The following is a 15,851-nucleotide window of genomic DNA, read 5'->3' on the forward strand; positions in this document are numbered from 1 at the left end:
CGCCATGAATCTGAAGAGTCTTGCCAACCTGCTTGGCATGTCCAAAACCACCGTAAGCCGCGCACTGAACGGGTATCCTGAAGTGAACGTGCACACGCGCGAGCGTGTGCTGGCCGCTGCCCGGGAGGCGGGCTACGAGGCCAATCCGCTGGCGCGCGGACTGGCGGTGGGGCGCACCAATGTGTTCGGCATCATCTACCCGCTGCTGCCGGCGGACCTGGGCGACGCCATGTTCCTGCACACGGTGGGCGGCATGACGGAAGCGCTGGAAGCGCGCAAGATGAACTTCATCATCGGTCCGGTGTCGGCCAACAACGAGCTGGCTTCTTACGAACAGATTGTGCGCGGGCGGCGCGTGGACGGCCTGGTGGTAAGCCGCACCCTGGTGCGCGACGAGCGCATCGCCTTCCTGAGCAAGGCCGGCTTTCCCTTCGTGGCGCACGGCCGCACCGAGCTTGACTCGCCGTACGCCTGGTTCGACTATGACAACGAGGCCGGCATCCGCCTGGCGGCGGCATGCCTGCTGGAGCAGGGACACCAGCGCATTGCCCTCCTGAGCGCGCCGCTGGACATGAACTTCGCCCGCCAGCGCAAGGACGCCTTCCTGGCGGCTCTTGCCGCCGCAGGGCTGGGCACCGATCCGCGCTACCTGATTTCGGACACCATCGACCGCCGCAGCGGCTACCAGGCCATGCAGCTGCTGCTGGCCTGTTCACCGCGGCCGACCGCCGTCATTGTCGACAACCATCTGTCCGGCGTGGGCGCAGTGCGCGCGCTGCTGGATGCGGGAGTGGAAATCGGCAAGGATATGTCGGTGATTGTATGGGGCAGCCTGGGCGACACGCTCACCGGCGCCAACGTCACCACGGTGGACCAGCCCGACCCGGCGGGCGCCGGCGCGAAGATGATCGACATGCTGCTGGCGCTGTCCTCCGGCACGCCGGCCCAGCAGCTGCAGGTGTTGTGGCAACCCGTCCTGCTCCCCGGCGCCACCGTCGGCCGCTGCCCGGTCTAGGGCCGGTACCAGCCGCTGGGAAGCGACTACCCGCTACTTGCGCCGGCGGCGCGGGGGCGGTTCGGGGTCTGGGTCGGGTTCGGATTCGGTTGCCAGGCGGTGCGAGACGGCGAAGATGTCGGCGAAAGTGCGGCGGCGGATTTCGTTTTGCAGCAGCTCGGCCAGGGTGACCGGGTCGAGAAGTCCGAGCTCGCCGGCGTCGTGTGCCAGCTGGTCGGGTAAGGAGATGTGTATGGTCGTCATGGGCCCTCCGGTTTGACCCAGCATAGGCGAAGGCCGGAGGCCGATATTGATTATTGTCCTGCTGAGTTCACTTAGAGATCGCCCGGCGCCTCCGGCTCGGTGAGCGCTTACCTGGCAGTAAAGCGGAGGCGGTTGCCAAACGGATCCCACACCGTCATCTCGCGTCCCCAGTCGCGCTCCTCGATGCCGGGCCGCATATTCGGATACTGCCTGGCGTTCAGCTCCGCATGCAGCGCATCCAGGTCGTCCACCTGGACCAGCAAGGCCATGCCCGGCGACCCGTCACCGTGGTGCTCGCTCAAGTGCAGCGTCAGCTCTCCGCGCCGCAGCGCCATGTAAAGCGGTGCATCCGGCTCGAAGCGGTGTTCCCAATCCACTGCAAAGCCCAGGAAATCGACATAAAACTCTCGCGCCTTGGCCTCGGAAAAGCTGCGCAGGATGGGGATGGCTGGTGACAGCTGCATGACGCTCCCTATGTAGACGGCGCCGCAGCGGCTGCTGCGGCGCCAGGGAGTATTACATATTGCGGCGGTACTGGCCGCCCACTTCGAACAGCGCGCTGGTGATCTGGCCCAGCGAGCAGACGCGCACGGCGTCCATCAGTTCGGCGAACACGTTCTCGTTGTCGATGGCGGCTTTCTGCAGCGCGGCCAGCGCGGCCGGGGCTTCGGCTGCGTGGCGCGTGTGGAAGTCTTCCAGGCGCTTGAGCTGCGACTGCTTTTCATCGTCGGTGGAACGCGCCAGCTCGATCGGCGCCGGGACGTCGGACGCCTTCGGATTGCGGAAGGTGTTCACGCCGATGATGGGCAGCGTGCCGTCGTGCTTCTGGTGCTCGTACAGCATGGACTCTTCCTGGATCTTGCCGCGCTGGTAGCCGGTTTCCATCGCGCCCAGCACGCCGCCGCGCTCGGCGATGCGCTCGAACTCCTGCAGCACCGCTTCCTCCACCAGGTCGGTCAGTTCTTCCATGATGAAGGAGCCCTGGTTCGGGTTCTCGTTCTTGGCCAGGCCCCACTCGCGGTTGATGATCAGCTGGATCGCCAAGGCGCGGCGCACGGATTCGTCGGTCGGCGTGGTGATGGCTTCGTCGTAGGCGTTGGTGTGCAGCGAGTTGCAGTTGTCGTAGATCGCGATCAGCGCCTGCAGGGTGGTGCGGATGTCGTTGAAGTCGATCTCCTGCGCGTGCAGCGAACGGCCCGAGGTCTGCACGTGGTACTTGAGCTTCTGCGAGCGGTCGTTGGCGCCGTACTTGTCGCGCATGGCCACGGCCCAGATGCGGCGCGCCACGCGGCCCAGCACCGTGTATTCCGGGTCCATGCCGTTGGAGAAGAAGAACGACAGGTTGGGCGCGAAATCGTCGATGTGCATGCCGCGCGCCAGGTAGGCTTCCACGAAGGTGAAACCGTTCGACAGCGTGAACGCCAGCTGCGAGATCGGGTTCGCGCCCGCTTCGGCGATGTGGTAGCCGGAGATGGACACGGAGTAGAAATTGCGCACCTGGTGGTGCACGAAGTATTCCTGGATGTCGCCCATCACCTTGAGCGAGAACTCGGTCGAGAAGATGCAGGTGTTCTGGCCCTGGTCTTCCTTCAGGATGTCGGCCTGCACGGTGCCGCGCACGTTCTGCAGCACCCAATCCTTGATCTTGGCCGCTTCGTCCGCGCTAGGCTGGCGCTTGTTCTCTTCCACGAACTTGTCCACCTGCTGGTCGATGGCGGTGTTCATGAACATGGCCAGGATGGTTGGCGCCGGACCGTTGATGGTCATCGACACCGAGGTGCTCGGGCTGCAAAGGTTGAAGCCGTCGTACAGCACTTTCATGTCGTCCAGGGTGGCGATCGACACGCCCGAGTTGCCCACCTTGCCGTAGATGTCGGGGCGGATCGCCGGGTCGGCGCCGTACAGCGTGACCGAGTCGAACGCGGTGGACAGGCGCTTGGCGTCCATGCCGGTGGAGACCAGCTTGAAGCGGCGGTTGGTGCGGAAGGCGTCGCCTTCGCCGGCGAACATGCGGGTCGGATCTTCGCCTTCGCGCTTGAAGGCAAACACGCCGGCCGTGAACGGGAAGGAGCCCGGCACGTTTTCGGACATGAGGAAGCGCAGCACTTCGCCGTCATCCTCATAGCGCGGCAGCGCCACCTTGCGCACCTTGGTGCCGGACAGCGTGTGCGAGATCAAACGGGTGCGGATTTCCTTGTCGCGGATTTTCACCACGTAGTCGTCGCCCGCGTAGGCGGCCTGCATGTCGGGCCACTGGGCCAGCAGCTTCTTGGCGCCCGCTTCCATGGCGCTGTCGCGGTCCGCGATCAGGGTGTCGAAGTCGGCGCCCAGGTCGATGCCCTTGGCTTCTTCCAGCATGCGCTTCGATGCGCGCAGCTGCTGGCGTTCGCGCGCCAGTTTCACCTGCTTGGCGGTGTTCTTGTGGTAGCCGCGCACGGTGTCCGAAATCTCGGCCAGGTAGCGCGCGCGCGCCGGCGGCACGATCACGTGCTTGCCGCTGCTGAAGCGCACCTCCGACTTGGGCAGCGTGCCCGGTTGCGTCTTCATGCCGAATTCAGCCAGCTTGGAGACCAAGCCTTGATATAGCGCGGTCACGCCGTCGTCGTTGAAGCGCGACGCCTGGGTGCCGTACACCGGCATTTCTTCCGGACGCTTGCTCCACAGTTCGCGGTTGCGCTGGTACTGCTTGGCCACGTCGCGCAGCGCGTCCAGCGCGCCCTTGCGGTCGAACTTGTTGATGGCGATGAAATCGGCGAAATCGAGCATGTCGATTTTTTCCAGCTGCGAGGCGGCGCCGAATTCCGGCGTCATCACGTACATGGACACGTCCACGTGCGGCACGATGGCGGCGTCGCCCTGGCCGATGCCGGAGGTTTCCACGATCACCAGGTCGAAGCCGGCCACCTTGCAGGCGGCGATCACGTCCGGCAGCGCCTGCGAGATTTCGGAGCCCGCTTCGCGCGTGGCCAGCGAGCGCATGAACACGCGCGACTGGCCGGCCCACGGGGCGATGGCGTTCATGCGGATGCGGTCGCCCAGCAGCGCGCCGCCGGATTTGCGGCGCGACGGGTCGATGGAAATCACGGCGATGTTCAGCGCGTCGCCCTGGTCCAGGCGGATGCGGCGGATCAGCTCATCGGTCAGCGAAGACTTGCCGGCGCCGCCGGTGCCGGTGATGCCCAGCGCGGGCACCGGCAGGTCTTCGGCCGCCGCGCGCAGTTCGGCGCGCAGCTCGGGGGAGGCTTTCTCGTTTTCCAGCGCGGTGATCAGCTGGGCCAGCGGGCGGTGGCGGTCCGCCACGCTGCCTTCGCGCAGCGGCGCCAGCGCGGTGGGGGAATACTGGGACAGGTCGATGTCGCACTGCTGCACCATCCACTGGATCATGCCGACCAGGCCCATGCGCTGGCCGTCTTCCGGGCTGAAGATGCGGGTCACGCCGTAGGCATGCAGGTCCGCGATTTCTTCCGGCACGATCACGCCGCCGCCGCCGCCGAACACCTTGATGTGGGCGCCGCCGCGCTGGCGCAGCAGGTCCAGCATGTATTTGAAGTATTCGACGTGGCCGCCCTGGTAGCTGGAGATGGCGATGCCCTGCACGTCTTCGGCCAGCGCGGCGGTCACCACCTCGTCCACCGAGCGGTTGTGGCCCAGGTGGACCACTTCCACGCCGTTCGACTGCAGGATGCGGCGCATGATGTTGATCGAGGCGTCGTGGCCGTCGAACAGCGAGGCGGCGGTGACGAAGCGTACCTTGTTAGCCAGCTTGGCCTGCTCGGGCACGGCGGCGAGTTTCGGAGCGGAGAGGTCGTTCATGGGTGTCCTTGTCGTTTCTGGAACGAGAGAATTTTTATTATATGACGTTTACGTTAACGTCAAGTCAAGCGATTTTGCGGCGCATCGGCGGGTTACGCGGCTGCGCCGCTAACCCGCCCTACGGATATGCAACGGTTGCCCGTAGGGCGGGTTAGGCGCAGCCGTAACCCGCCAAGCGGTCACGCGGCGTTCTTGTGCCCGCCGCCCAGCACCGCCAGCAGGCGCGCCTTCTCGGTACGGAACTCCGCCACCGCTTTTTCCTTCACGTGGCCGAAACCGCGGATCTTCTCCGGCAGTTGCGCCAGCGCCACTGCCGTCTCGTAGTTGCCGGCATTCAACTGCGCCAGCACGGTGCCGACCAGCTCGCGGTACTCGCCGATCAGCGCGCGTTCCATCTTACGCTCTTCAGTGTAGCCAAAGATGTCGAACGCGCCGCCGCGCAAGCCTTTCAGCTTGGCCAGCATCTTGAACGCGCTCCACATCCACGAGCCGAATTCGGCTTTCACCAGGTGGCCCTTGGAGTCCTTCCTGGCCAGCAGCGGCGGCGCCAGGTTGAACTTCAGCGAGAAGCTGCCCTCGAACTGGGACTGCAGCTGCTCGACGAAGCGGCCGTCCGTGTACAGGCGCGCCACTTCGTATTCATCCTTATAGGCCATCAGCTTGGACAGCGATTTGGCCACGGCCATGGACAGCTTGTTGCCCAGGTTCAGATTCGCATCCTTGGCGCGCACCTGCTGCACCAGCGCTTCGTACGACGCGGCGTAGCCTGCATTCTGGTAGCCGGTCAGGAACTCCACGCGCTTCTTGATCACCGACTCCAGGCTTTGCGGCATCTGCACCACGATGGCCTGGGTCGGGATGGCGGTCTTCTCCACGCGCTTCAGGTCCACGGCGGCGCGGCGGCCCCACAGGAAGCTCTTCTTGTTCGCTTCCACGCCCACGCCGTTCAATTCGATGGCACGCAGCAGCGACGCTTCCGTCAGCGGGATGCGGCCGCGCTGCCAAGCGTAGCCCAGCATGAACAGGTTGGCGGCGATGGAGTCGCCCATCAGCGCGGTGGCCAGTTTGGTGGCGTCGATGAAGTCGGCGCTGTTGTACTGGCTGGCACCGACCGATTCCTCGATCAGCGCGCGCACTTCGGCGGCCGGGTACTGCCAGTCGGCCTGCTGCGCGAAAGTGCCGGGCGGCTGCTCGTGCAGGTTGACCACGGCCAGCGTGCGGCCCGGACGCATCTTGGACACGGCATCGGCCGCGCCCGCGGTCAGCATGTCGCAGCCCAGGATCAGGTCCGCCTCGCCGGTGGCGATGCGCTGTGCGCGCAGGTGGGCCGGCGACCGGGCCACCTTCACGTGCGAAGTGACGGAACCGTTTTTCTGCGACATGCCGGTCATGTCCAGCACCGAGGCGCCTTTGCCCTCCAGGTGCGCGGCCATGCCCATCAGCGCGCCGACGGTGATCACGCCGGTGCCGCCGATGCCGTTGATCAGGATGTTGTACGGCTGATCGCAGGCCGGCAGCACGGGCTGCGGCAGCTCGTCCCAGCCGTCGCCCGCATTCTTGTCCTTGCTCACGCCGGTCTTCGATTTCTTCAGCGTGCCGCCTTCCACCGTCACGAACGACGGGCAGAAACCCTTCACGCACGAATAGTCCTTGTTGCAGGACGACTGGTCGATGGTGCGCTTGCGGCCGAACTCCGTTTCCTTCGGCAGGATGGACACGCAGTTGGACTGCACGCCGCAGTCGCCGCAGCCTTCGCAAACGGCTTCGTTGATCACCATGCGCTTGTTCGGGTCCGGGAACTCGTTCTTCTTGCGGCGGCGGCGCTTCTCGGCGGCGCAGGTCTGGTCGTAGATCAGCACCGTGCAGCCTTCAATTTCGCGCAGTTCGCGCTGCACCGCGTCGATCTCCTTGCGGTCGTGCAGCGAGACGATGGAGGGCAGGGCGGAGCGGTCGGTGTAGCGGCTCAGGTCTTCGGTCACCAGCGCAATGCGCTTGATGCCTTCTGCGGCCATCTGCTGCGCGATCATCGGCACCGAGACGGTGCCGTCCACCGGCTGGCCGCCGGTCATGGCCACGGCGTCGTTGTACAGGATCTTGTAGGTGATGTTCACCTTGGCCGCCACGGCGGCGCGGATGGCCAGGTAGCCGGAGTGGAAATAGGTGCCGTCGCCCAGGTTCTGGAACACGTGCGGCACTTTCGAGAACGCGGCCTGGCCGATCCACGGCGCGCCCTCGCCGCCCATGTGGGTGGTCAGCTTGTTGTACTCGGGGTAGATCGAGGTGGCCATCACGTGGCAGCCGATGCCGGCCAGCGCGAAGCTGCCCTCCGGCACCTTGGTGGAAGTGTTGTGCGGGCAGCCGGAGCAGTAGAAGGCTGGGCGGAAGGGCGTGTTGATGGCCTTCTTCAGCACCGCGTCCTTGGCGTCCAGGAAGGTCAGGCGGGCCTTGATCTGGTCCTGGATGTTGGTGTCGGTGATGTACTGCCTGACGCGCGATGCGATCACGCGCGCCACCTGCGACACCGAGAAGTCGGCTTTCGGCGGCAGCAGCCATTCGCCGCGCGGGGCCACCCATTCGCCCTTGTCGTCGAACTTGCCGATCACGCGCGGACGCACGTCGTCGCGCCAGTTGTACAGTTGCTCCTTGAGCTGGTACTCGACGAACTGGCGCTTCTCTTCCACCACCAGGATCTCGTCCAGGCCCTGGGCGAATTCGCGCACGCTGTCCGGCTCCAGCGGCCACGGCATGGCCACCTTGAACAGGCGCAGGCCGACGGTGGCGGCCATGGCTTCGTCGATGCCCAGTTCTTCCAGCGCTTCCAGCACGTCCAGGTAGGACTTGCCGGAGGCGATGATGCCCAGCTTGGCGTCTTTGGAATCGATGGTGGTGTGGTTCAGCTTGTTTTCGCGGGCGTAGGCCAGGGCGGCGTAGATCTTATAGTCCTGCATCAGCGCTTCCTGGTTGCGCGCCTGCTGGCCCAGCGGGATGGACGACAGGCGGGCGTTCAGGCCGCCCTCCGGCATGACGAATTCCTTGGGCAGCCTCACTTGCACGCGGAAGGGATCGGCGTCGATCGAAGCCGACGATTCCACCGTGTCGGCCAGCGCCTTGAAGGCCACCGCGCAGCCGGAGAAGCGCGACATGGCCCAGCCGTGCACGCCCAGGTCCAGGTATTCCTGCACATTGCAGGGATACAGCACCGGGATCATGCAGGCCGAAAAGATGTGGTCCGACTGGTGCGGCAGGGTGGACGAATAGGCGCCGTGGTCGTCGCCGGCCACCAGCAGCACGCCGCCGTGCCTGGAGGTGCCGGCGTGGTTCATGTGCTTGAAGACATCGCCGCAGCGGTCCACGCCCGGGCCCTTGCCGTACCACATGGCGAACACGCCGTCGTACTTGGATTCGCCGATCAGGTCCACCTGCTGCGAGCCCCACACGGCGGTTGCCGCCAGGTCCTCGTTCACGCCCGGCACGAACTGCACGTTGTGCTTGTCCAGGTGCGGCTTGACTTTCCACAGGGTCTCGTCCAGGCCGCCCAGCGGCGAGCCGCGGTAGCCCGAGATGAAGCCGGCGGTGTTGAGGCCGGCGGCGGCGTCGCGGATCTGCTGCATCATCGGCAGGCGCGCCAGGGCCTGGATGCCGGACAGGAAGATGCTGCCGGACGTGGCGGTGTATTTATCGTCGAGCGTGACGGTGGTCAGGCGCGAAGGTGCCTGTGCTGGTGCCGTATGTTCGGCCATGGTGATGTCTCCAAATGGTGTTCGGGTGGTTCGCCGGTCTTGCGCCGCGCCGGGTAAGGCACAAGCAAGTTCAGCCGTAACGCCGCCGGTGGACGGCGCTACCAATGTTTCAGTGTAGGGCTTAGTTGACGTATACGGAAATACCGAATGCCGATGGAGCCATAAGAAAAAATGATACCCCTGCAAACCCAAAATGGGGTCAGGGTTAGTTTTCGCGTCCGCGAAAACTAACCCTGACCCCATTTTCAGAGCAGGCGGGCGCCGAGCCAGTAGTGGCTGTGGCAGAGGTCGGCTGCGACCTGGCAGGCCAGGCGGCTGATGGCCGCGCTGGCGTTGGTGAGGGGGATGTTCTTGGAGCCGCACAGCACCACGGTGCGCGAGATGGCGGGCCGTTCGATCGGCAGCGCCACCATGGCGCCGCGCTCGATTTCGGCCAGCACCGGGGCCACCGGCAGGATGGTGGCGCCCATGTCGGCCAGCAGGGCGGACTTGAGGATGGCGATGGAGTTGATTTCAATCACGTTGGCGGTAGCCAGCCCGGCGCCGCGCGCCACGCTTTCGATCCGCGGCCGCACGCCGTGCTGCGGCCCCGGCAGGATCAGCTGGGCCGCCAGCGCTTGCGCCAGCGTGACCTTGTCGCGCCCGTCCGCCCATTGCGAGCCGGCGCGGCAGATGAAGCGCAGCTCTTCTTCCACCAGGGGCGTGCAGACGAAAGGCGTGAGCTGGCCGTCGTCGAACAGCACGGCCAGGTTGACGCGGCCGGATTTGAGCTGCTCGGCCAAGTTGCCGGTCAGCTCTTCCGTCAGCTGCAGGGTGATCTCGGGGAACTGGGCGCGCGCAGCCGACAGCAGCGGCAGCGCCAGCGCGCCCGAGATGCTGTGCGGCAGGCCCAGCGTGACGCTGCCGCTGGGGCGTTCGGCGGACTGCGTGACGGCCGACTTGGCGTCCGCCACCTGCTTCAGGATGGCTTGCGCGTGCTCGTAGAAGACCTTGCCGGCGTCCGTGCTGAGCACGCCCTGCGCGGAGCGGTGCAGCAGCTGCGCGCCCAGCTCTTCCTCCAGCTGGCGCAGCTGCTGCGTGAGCGCTGGCTGCGCCACGTGCAGCACCGTGGCCGCGCGCGACAGCGAGCCGTGGTCGACGATGGCGACAAAATACCGGAGTTGGCGTAATTCCATGTGGCGTGTTGGTATGTTCAGGACAAAACGGTAAATCCGGCGGGAAACTATTTGTTATACTGATTCTAACCTTTCCCATCGTCCACCGCGCTCGCAGGTCCTTGTATGCTCAAGAAAGTCGATTCTTCCCAGCTGGCCGTCGGCATGTATATCCATGACCTGAGTTGCGACTGGATGACCCATCCCTTCATCCGCAACCGCTTTGTCATCAGCAGCGAGGAGGAGATCCGCAAGATCCGCAAGGCCGGCATCCACGACGTGGTGATCGACAGCGCCAAGGGCCTGGACGTGCAGGACGCGCCCACGCTGGAGGAGGCCAACCGGGCCACCGAGCGCGAACTGACCGAGCTGGCCGCCAAGCCGGCCGTGGTGACCCGGGTGCCGCTGGGCGAGGAGCTGTCGCGCGCGGCGCAGATCCGGCACCAGGCCTCCAGCCTGGTGCGCACGGTGATGCGCGACGCGCGCCTGGGCAAGGCCATCGAGATCGGCCAGGTGCAGCCGGTGGTGCAGAACATCACCGAGTCCATCCTGCGCAATCCGGGCGCGCTGGTGGGCCTGCTGCGCATCAAGAACAAGGACGACTACACCTTCCTGCACTCGGTGAGCGTGTGCGCGCTGCTGGTGGCGTTCTGCAATTCGCGCGGCATGGACCCGGAAGTGACGCGCCAGGCCGGCCTGGGCGGCTTGCTGCACGACACCGGCAAGGCCCTGGTGCCGGATGCGGTGCTCAACAAGCCGGCCGCGCTCACGGACGAGGAATTCGCCATCGTGCGCAAGCATCCGCGCGACGGCTTCGAGATCCTGCGCCAGTCGCCCGAGGTGAACGACATCGCGCTCGACATCACCCTGCACCACCACGAGCGGCGCGACGGCAGCGGCTATCCGGACAAGCTGTCCGGCGACGCCATCAGCGAGCTGGCGCAGATGGCGGCCATCGTCGACGTGTACGACGCCATCACCGCCGACCGCTGCTACCACAAGGGCATCTCGGCGGCGGCCGCGCTGCGCAAGATTTATGAGTGGAGCAAGTTCCACTTCAACCCGCAGTATGCGCAGGAATTCATGCGCTGCGTCGGCATCTACCCGGTGGGTACCATGGTGATGCTGGAGTCGGGCCGCCTGGGCGTGGTGGTCGAGCCGCATGAAACCAATCTGCTGGCGCCCAAGGTGAATGTCTTCTTCCACACCAGGACCAATGTCTACATCAAGCCGGAGACGGTGGACCTGGCGCGCGGGCTGGGCTTTGGCGGCGGCGACAAGATCGTCGGCCACGAGTCGCCGGCCAAGTGGAAGGTGGATCCGATGCGGTTTCTGACGCTGGCGGGGTAGGCCTGGGCTAGAAGAACTCGGCCTCGTCGTTCGACTCGATCACCTGCAGCAGGCCGCCGCTGACCAGTTCGTCGTAGTGGCAGACCTTGTTGCGGCCGTGGCTCTTGGCGTAGTACAGCGCCTGGTCGGCCTGGCCGAGGATGATCACCGGCGCCTGGTAGGCGCTGATGCTGACGTAGCCTATGCTCACCGTCACCTTGCCCACCTGCGGGAATTCGTGCGCTTCCACATTGGCGCGGAAGCGGTCGATGATGCGGTGCGCGTTTTCCTGCGAGGTCGAGCGCAGCAGCACCACGAATTCCTCGCCGCCGAAGCGGAATACGCGGTCCTGGGCGCGGAAGGAGGACGTCAGCAGGTTGGCGATCAGGATCAGCACCTCATCGCCGTACAGGTGGCCGAACTTGTCGTTGACGTGCTTGAAGTGGTCCACGTCCACCACGGCCAGCCACTGTTTTTCCTGGTCGTTGTGCTGGCGCCGCTCCAGTTCGCCAGGCGGCAGCGCCAGCGCGTCCTGCTCGGCGGTGCTGGCCTGCAGCATCTTGGCCAGCTGGTCGTCGAAGGTCTTGCGGTTGAGCAGGCCGGTCAGCGAGTCGCGCTCGCTGTAGTCGAGCAGGTTCTGGAAGTTGCGGTACACGCTGACGATGCCGCCCACGATGTGGATGGTCTCGCTGGTGTAGGGCGTGGGGTTGACGATTTCCAGGCAGGTGTTGGCCTTGTCGCCCAGCCAGATTGGCAGCCACAGCGTGTGGTTGCCGTCCGCGTCGACCTGGTCGGCGGACGCCTCGTGGCGCGCGATGCAGTCGGCCAGGGCCGGGAACATGCTGATGGGATCGCCGGCGCAGGACGGGTCGGCGTGTTCTTCCATGCGGGCCGGACTGCCGCTCACGATGATGGCGCGCGGACGCACGAAGATCTGGCCGCGCACGGACGTGAGCGAGAGCACGCGGGTCTGCCGCGCGCCCGCCAGCTCCTGGACGGCGGAAATAACCGACACGTCCAGCATCGTGTGATCGCGGTGGCCAGTCATGTCCACCATGTGTTTCAGTAGGGAATCCATCGTCGTTCTCTGATCACGGCACCAAGGCGTACAGTGCTCCTAAGCACGAGGCCTTTCCAAAAGACAGCTAAGCAGAATAATACCTTTTTGTATTATAGGCAATTCCAGACTGCGATATTTCTGCTAAAACGCCACGATTCTACCCCCCAATGACGGGCACAAGCGCCCGCCACTGCGGCCATCTATCAAAAGTTTGATTTAAAACAGTTTCGTTAATACCACACCGTGCGCTGCATCGGGGCCAGAATGATTCCGTGTGGAAAACTTGCGCACAATCAACGTCGCTAAAACTCGCAGGAATATAGTGATTCCAATGGCCGCCGGACTGCAGACCGGCTGTGCCAGGGCGTAGCTTTGATTTCCTTTCAAGGGGTACATCATGAACAGCTTTATGCAGGCAGCCCGTAATTTCGCCCGGGATGAGGAGGGTATCACCGCAATTGAATACGGCTTGATCGCGGCGGTCATGGCCGGTGCGATTGCCGCCGCGTTCGGACCGCTCAGGACCGCCATCGAGGCGGCCTTCACGGAGATCGTCACCGCCATGAACGTCACCTGACGCCTGGCCGGCGCGCCGGTTTCCGGTCCGGCGCGCCTTTTCCGCCGGAGGCCCCCGATGTGGACTGCGACCGAAGTTTTATTGCTGTGGCTGGTTCTGCAAGCAGCCGTCACCGACCTGGCCCTGCGCAAGATTCCCAATGTGCTGGTGCTGGGCGGCCTGCTGCTGGCGCTGGCGCTGCACCTGCTGGCCGGGCCGCCGTGGACGCTGCTGTCGCACTGGCTGGCGGGCTTGCTGGCCGGTTTTTTCCTGTTTTTACCGCTCTACCTGCTGCGCGGCATGGCCGCCGGCGACGTCAAGCTGATGGCCATGGTGGGAGCCTTCACCGGCCCCTTGCAGGCGCTCGACATTGCCCTGCTCAGCTTTGCGGCCGGTGGCGTGCTGGGGCTGCTGCTCATGGCCGCCAGCGGCCAGTGGCGGCGCGGCCTGGGCAATCTGCGCGCCATGCTGTTGCCTTTGCTGCTGCGCCTGGCCGGCGTGCCGCTGCAGCCGCTATCGCTGCAACCGGGCCGGAGCGTGGGCGGCATGCCCTATGGCGTGGCGGTGGCGCTGGGCACCCTGAGCGTGGTGCTGGCGCCGCACTGCCGCGCTCAGGCTTTGCTGTAGCTCAATATCGGCCTTGCAAGCCATTGCTAGTATCGATTCCTCACCGCAACACTTTATCAGGAGAATCGCCATGATGGACTTTGCCACCGTACTGCCCGCCACCCGCGGCGAGGAGGACGAGGACGGCGCGCTGCTGCCGCCGCAGCCCAGGACCGTGCGCGAGACGGGACTGGAGCTGCAGCTGATCGTGGAGCTGGCCGCCAAGGCCATCTACGTGGCGGGGCGCACCCATTTGCCCATCCTGGCCACGCGGCTGCGGCTGTCCATCAATGTGCTGCGCGAAGCGCTGGACTTCATGGTGGCCGAACAGCTGGCCGAGGTGGCCTGGCGCGGCGACGCCGACATCGATGTGCAATACCAGCTGACCGGCGCCGGCAAGCAGCGCGCGGCCGGCTGGCTGGAGCGCGCGCCTTACCAGGGCCCGGCCCCGGTCCCGTTGGAAGCCTGGCGCGCCATGGCCGCACGCCAGTCGGCCCAGCTGGCCGCACCCAGCGCCGAGGACGTGGAGGCGGTGTTTGGCGAGGCCGGGCTGGAACCGGCGGTGCGCAACCTGATCGGCGCGGCCATGCACGCGGGCCGGTCCATGCTGCTGTACGGTCCGCCCGGCAGCGGCAAGAGCACCCTGGCGCGCAAGCTGGGCCGGCTACTGCAGGGCACGGTGCTGGTGCCGCACGCGGTGGCGGTGGGGCAGGAGATCGTGCAGCTGTACGACCCGGCGCTGCACTTGCCGCCGGCCCTGCCGCCGGGCGCGGCCGGGCGCCAGCCGCTCGAGCGGCGTAGCACGGACACGCGCTGGGTGCTGTGTCAGCGCCCCGTGGTGCAGCTGGGCGCCGAGCTGGACGAATCCATGCTGGAACTGCGCCACGACGTCTATTCCGGCTGCTACCAGGCGCCGCCGCACTGCAAGGCCGCGCACGGCCTGTTCATCATCGACGACCTGGGCCGCCAGCGCATGAGCGCACCGGCCCTGCTGAACCGCCTCACTCAGCCGCTGGACGCGGGCCAGGACCAGCTTTCGCTGCAGGGCGGCCACAAGTTTTCCATGCCCTTCGGCGCCATGCTGGTGTTCGCCACCAACCTGGCGCCGCAGGCGCTGCTGGACGGTTCAGCGCTGCGCCGCCTGGGCTATAAGATCCACGTGGGCGCGCTCAGCGAAGCCAGCTACCGCACCCTGTTCCGCCAGCAGTGTCGCGCCGCCGGCGTGGCGCTGGACGACGCCGGCCTGCGCTACCTGATCGAGGAATTGCACCGCGCCAGCGGCCAGCCGCTGCTGGCCAGCTATCCGCGCGAGATCCTGGGCCGCATTGCCGACTTCGCCGGCTACGCGGGCCAGGCGCCGCGCCTGACGGTGGCCGCGCTGGACCAGGCGTGGTCCAGCATGTTCGCCGCCTGCGCCAGCGCCGCCGCGCCCTGCCTGGCCGAAGACGAGGCCGAGCAAGCCTTGCTCAGGGCGAGGGCGCCATGAAAAACCGGCGCGCTTACCTGATGCTGGGGCTGGCCGTGGCGCTGGGGCTGGCGGCGGTGCTGCTGGCGTCGCGCTGGCTGCTGCGCCAGGCGCCCGGCACGGCCGGCCGCATTGTGGTGGCCGCCGCCGATGTCAACCTGGGCCAGCGCCTGGCGCCGGACATGGTGAAGCTGGCCGACTGGCCGGCCGACGCGCTGCCGGCCGGTGCGCTGCGCGAGACCGCCAAGCTGAACGGGCGGGTGCTGAAGACCAGCGTGCTGCGCGGCGAGCCGCTGAGCGAGGCCAAGCTGGCCCCGGCCGGCACGCTGGGCGGGCTGTCGGCGCTGATCGCCGAGGGCAAGCGCGCCATCACGGTGCGGGTCAACGACGTGGTGGGCGTGGCCGGCTTCGCGTTGCCCGGCAACTTCGTCGACATCATCGTGCACACCCAGGCCGGCGAGCGCCAGCACGAGCGCGACATTTCCAAGATCGTGCTGGAGCGCATCCTGGTGCTGGCGGTGGCGCAGGAAGTGAGCCGCGACGACACCAAGCCGCGCGTGGTCAATGCCGTGACGCTGGAGGTGACGCCGGAACAGGCCGAGCACCTGGACCTGGCGCGCAGCGTGGGCACCCTGTCGCTGGCGCTGCGCAACCAGGTCGATCCCAGGCCGGGCGTGACCGGCGGCGCCACCAAGGGCACGCTGCTGGGCATCCACGAGCCGGCGCAGGCTGAAGCCGCGCCCGCCCCCGCCCCCGGGCCGGTGCAGCCGGCCAAGGCTGCGGCCCCGCGCGCCCAGCTGGCGGCAGCGCCCGCGCGCCACTGCATCGGCGTCATCAACGGCCTGCACAGCAGCCGCGAATGCCTGTGAG

At 66.3% G+C, this 15,851-nt stretch carries 12 protein-coding genes; 6 read left to right on the forward strand and 6 right to left on the reverse strand.

What is annotated here, in order from left to right; translation table 11 throughout:
• The first annotated feature begins 4 nt into the window (after window positions 1-4).
• Complete coding sequence (locus tag ASC94_RS22975; protein WP_056401130.1) at window positions 5-1,015, forward strand: substrate-binding domain-containing protein; 1,011 nt, start codon at window positions 5-7, stop codon at window positions 1,013-1,015.
• 33 nt (window positions 1,016-1,048) lie between these two features.
• Here ASC94_RS22975 and ASC94_RS22980 read toward each other — a convergent pair whose 3' ends face one another.
• From ASC94_RS22980 to ASC94_RS23000, 5 genes are all read right to left on the reverse strand, one after another.
• Complete coding sequence (locus tag ASC94_RS22980; RefSeq protein ID WP_056401133.1) at window positions 1,049-1,258, reverse strand: hypothetical protein; 210 nt, start codon at window positions 1,256-1,258, stop codon at window positions 1,049-1,051.
• 107 nt (window positions 1,259-1,365) lie between these two features.
• On the reverse strand, window positions 1,366-1,722 hold the full coding sequence (locus ASC94_RS22985; protein WP_056401135.1) for a glyoxalase superfamily protein: 357 nt from the start codon (window positions 1,720-1,722) through the stop codon (window positions 1,366-1,368).
• A gap of 52 nt (window positions 1,723-1,774) precedes the next feature.
• Complete coding sequence (gene icmF, locus ASC94_RS22990; protein WP_056401138.1) at window positions 1,775-5,071, reverse strand: fused isobutyryl-CoA mutase/GTPase IcmF; 3,297 nt, start codon at window positions 5,069-5,071, stop codon at window positions 1,775-1,777.
• Window positions 5,072-5,250: 179 nt separating this feature from the next.
• On the reverse strand, window positions 5,251-8,811 hold the full coding sequence (locus ASC94_RS22995) for an indolepyruvate ferredoxin oxidoreductase family protein (protein WP_056401141.1): 3,561 nt from the start codon (window positions 8,809-8,811) through the stop codon (window positions 5,251-5,253).
• A 245-nt stretch (window positions 8,812-9,056) separates the two neighbouring features.
• Complete coding sequence (locus tag ASC94_RS23000; RefSeq protein WP_056401143.1) at window positions 9,057-9,986, reverse strand: LysR substrate-binding domain-containing protein; 930 nt, start codon at window positions 9,984-9,986, stop codon at window positions 9,057-9,059.
• Window positions 9,987-10,091: 105 nt separating this feature from the next.
• On the opposite strand from ASC94_RS23000, the gene ASC94_RS23005 reads away from it, so the two are divergent.
• Window positions 10,092-11,315 (forward strand): HD-GYP domain-containing protein, encoded by a 1,224-nt coding sequence (locus ASC94_RS23005; RefSeq protein WP_056401145.1) that lies wholly within the window; start codon window positions 10,092-10,094, stop codon window positions 11,313-11,315.
• A gap of 7 nt (window positions 11,316-11,322) precedes the next feature.
• Here ASC94_RS23005 and ASC94_RS23010 read toward each other — a convergent pair whose 3' ends face one another.
• Complete coding sequence (locus tag ASC94_RS23010) at window positions 11,323-12,372, reverse strand: GGDEF domain-containing protein (protein ID WP_056401146.1); 1,050 nt, start codon at window positions 12,370-12,372, stop codon at window positions 11,323-11,325.
• Window positions 12,373-12,751: 379 nt separating this feature from the next.
• Between ASC94_RS23010 and ASC94_RS23015 the strand changes: the two genes are divergently transcribed.
• From ASC94_RS23015 to cpaB, 4 genes are all read left to right on the forward strand, one after another.
• On the forward strand, window positions 12,752-12,931 hold the full coding sequence (locus ASC94_RS23015; protein ID WP_056401149.1) for a Flp family type IVb pilin: 180 nt from the start codon (window positions 12,752-12,754) through the stop codon (window positions 12,929-12,931).
• Window positions 12,932-12,988: 57 nt separating this feature from the next.
• Entirely contained in the window at window positions 12,989-13,537 is a 549-nt protein-coding gene (locus ASC94_RS23020) for a prepilin peptidase (RefSeq protein WP_056401151.1), read from the forward strand.
• Window positions 13,538-13,607: 70 nt separating this feature from the next.
• On the forward strand, window positions 13,608-15,002 hold the full coding sequence (locus tag ASC94_RS23025) for an ATP-binding protein (RefSeq protein WP_229417380.1): 1,395 nt from the start codon (window positions 13,608-13,610) through the stop codon (window positions 15,000-15,002).
• Window positions 14,999-15,850 (forward strand): Flp pilus assembly protein CpaB, encoded by an 852-nt coding sequence (cpaB, locus tag ASC94_RS23030; RefSeq protein WP_056401154.1) that lies wholly within the window; start codon window positions 14,999-15,001, stop codon window positions 15,848-15,850. Before ASC94_RS23025 ends, cpaB begins: the two co-directional genes overlap by 4 nt.
• Window position 15,851: the final 1 nt, after the last annotated feature.

The sequence above is a fragment of the Massilia sp. Root418 genome (genome assembly GCF_001425265.1).
Lineage (GTDB): Bacteria > Pseudomonadota > Gammaproteobacteria > Burkholderiales > Burkholderiaceae_D > Rugamonas.

Excerpts from the sequence above, each read along its gene's own strand:
- ASC94_RS22975 (WP_056401130.1), top strand. The coding sequence starts at position 5 with ATGAATCTGAAGAGTCTTGCCAACCTGCTTGGCATGTCCAAAACCACC.
- ASC94_RS22980 (WP_056401133.1), bottom strand. The coding sequence starts at position 1,258 with ATGACGACCATACACATCTCCTTACCCGACCAGCTGGCACACGACGCC.
- ASC94_RS22985 (WP_056401135.1), bottom strand. The coding sequence starts at position 1,722 with ATGCAGCTGTCACCAGCCATCCCCATCCTGCGCAGCTTTTCCGAGGCC.
- icmF (WP_056401138.1), bottom strand. The coding sequence starts at position 5,071 with ATGAACGACCTCTCCGCTCCGAAACTCGCCGCCGTGCCCGAGCAGGCC.
- ASC94_RS22995 (WP_056401141.1), bottom strand. The coding sequence starts at position 8,811 with ATGGCCGAACATACGGCACCAGCACAGGCACCTTCGCGCCTGACCACC.
- ASC94_RS23000 (WP_056401143.1), bottom strand. The coding sequence starts at position 9,986 with ATGGAATTACGCCAACTCCGGTATTTTGTCGCCATCGTCGACCACGGC.
- ASC94_RS23005 (WP_056401145.1), top strand. The coding sequence starts at position 10,092 with ATGCTCAAGAAAGTCGATTCTTCCCAGCTGGCCGTCGGCATGTATATC.
- ASC94_RS23010 (WP_056401146.1), bottom strand. The coding sequence starts at position 12,372 with ATGGATTCCCTACTGAAACACATGGTGGACATGACTGGCCACCGCGAT.
- ASC94_RS23015 (WP_056401149.1), top strand. The coding sequence starts at position 12,752 with ATGAACAGCTTTATGCAGGCAGCCCGTAATTTCGCCCGGGATGAGGAG.
- ASC94_RS23020 (WP_056401151.1), top strand. The coding sequence starts at position 12,989 with ATGTGGACTGCGACCGAAGTTTTATTGCTGTGGCTGGTTCTGCAAGCA.
- ASC94_RS23025 (WP_229417380.1), top strand. The coding sequence starts at position 13,608 with ATGATGGACTTTGCCACCGTACTGCCCGCCACCCGCGGCGAGGAGGAC.
- cpaB (WP_056401154.1), top strand. The coding sequence starts at position 14,999 with ATGAAAAACCGGCGCGCTTACCTGATGCTGGGGCTGGCCGTGGCGCTG.